Genomic DNA, 1,625 nt, shown 5'->3' on the forward strand with positions numbered 1-1,625 from the left:
GCTATTATTCAACTTCTTGAGTATCTTAACGATGGCTACGAATGGATAGTGGATATTGACTTGGAAAAGTTCTTCGATACAGTTCCACAAGATAGGCTGATGTCCTTAGTACACAACATTATCCAAGATGGGGATACGGAATCACTGATTCGGAAATATCACCATTCAGGTGTCGTGATTAAGGGTCAACGTTATAAAACATTGGTCGGGACACCACAAGGCGGAAATTTGTCACCTCTCTTGTCTAATATCATGCTCAATGAACTAGATAAGGAGTTGGAAAAACGAGGTCTTCGTTTTGTTCGCTACGCAGATGACTGCGTCATCACAGTTGGTAGTGAAGCATCCGCCAAAAGAGTTATGCACTCCATTAGCCGATTTATCGAGAAGCGATTAGGATTGAAGGTCAATATGACCAAGACAAAGATTGTGAGACCTACAAAACTCAAGTATTTAGGCTTTGGCTTTTGGAAATCTCCGAAAGGCTGGAAATGCCGTCCCCATAAAGATAGTGTACAGAGTTTTAAGCGCAAGCTGAAGCGACTAACGACGAGGAAGTGGAGCATTGACCTAACGACACGGATTGAACGATTAAATTGGGTTATCCGCGGTTGGGTAAATTACTTCTCACTTGGTAATATGAAAACGATACTGACGCAAATAGATGAGCGTTTACGAACTCGTATCCGAGTAATTATCTGGAAGCAATGGAAGAAAAAATCGAGACGACTATGGGGACTTCTGAAACTAGGTGTTCCGAAATGGATAGCCGATAAAGTATCTGGCTGGGGTAACCACTATCAACTAGTGGTACAGAAGTCAGTCTTAAAGCGAGCTATATCAAAACCAGCCCTCACTAAAAGAGGACTGGTTTCTTGTCTAGATTTCTATCTTAAACGACATGCGTTAAAAGTTAATTGAACCGCCGTGTGCCGAACGGCACGCACGGTGGTGTGAGAGGGACTAGAAATTAGCCTCTACTCGATTTGGAAAAAGAGCGAGATGGTCATAGCCAGGTACATAAAGACCATCAGGAGGAAGGACAGGCGCCAGTAATATTTGAAGAATTTCGGGTAATAGAAGGCGCGGTAGCGGATGAGGAAGTAACAGATGAGCAGTAATCCAAGGACTCCCAAGGCGAGGCCCAGTTCGGGTAAAAAATTATGGTAAAAGGCCTGGCTGGAGACCCAGTAAAAGGCAACAGCAAACAGGGGCCCCATTAAGTCCATAGCCCGTAATCCGATCATGTGAATTGGGAGTAGACGGGTTAGAAATAGACTGATGATGGGGATCCCGGCCAAGAGGGCTAAAGCAAGTATTTGTAAAAAAAGCATAGTCGGTCTCCTCAGGTCATTTCCTCCATTTTAACACGGAAAGTCTTTTTTGGGCAAAAAATTAAAAAAGAACTGAACTTTTCGCTTGCTTTTTTTCCAAAAAGCTGTATACTAAGAAGGTATGCGATTCGCATACTTGTGGGAGGTAAAAAACTTATCTTACCCCCGACTTTATCACCTAGATTTATGAAAACTTAGCTCAAACCCTTGATAGAGCTGAGTTTTTTTGTAAAATCCAACTATTTTTCTTGTTGTATATGGTTGTGTATGGTATAATAGAGTATGGCCATA

General features: G+C 42.3%; 2 protein-coding genes. One reads left to right on the plus strand and one right to left on the minus strand.

What is annotated here, in order from left to right; all coding sequences use genetic code 11:
* Positions 1-921: reverse transcriptase domain-containing protein (locus HZY94_RS09915; RefSeq protein WP_179925983.1), on the plus strand; the 921-nt coding region annotated here is incomplete at its 5' end.
* Positions 922-977: 56 nt separating this feature from the next.
* On the opposite strand, the gene HZY94_RS09920 is transcribed toward HZY94_RS09915, so the two are convergent.
* Positions 978-1,334, minus strand: coding sequence for a DUF3397 family protein (locus HZY94_RS09920; protein WP_179925984.1), 357 nt, complete (start codon positions 1,332-1,334; stop codon positions 978-980).
* Between the last annotated feature and the right edge of the window lie 291 nt (positions 1,335-1,625).

The organism is Streptococcus danieliae, assembly GCF_013415245.1.
Taxonomy (GTDB): domain Bacteria; phylum Bacillota; class Bacilli; order Lactobacillales; family Streptococcaceae; genus Streptococcus; species Streptococcus danieliae_A.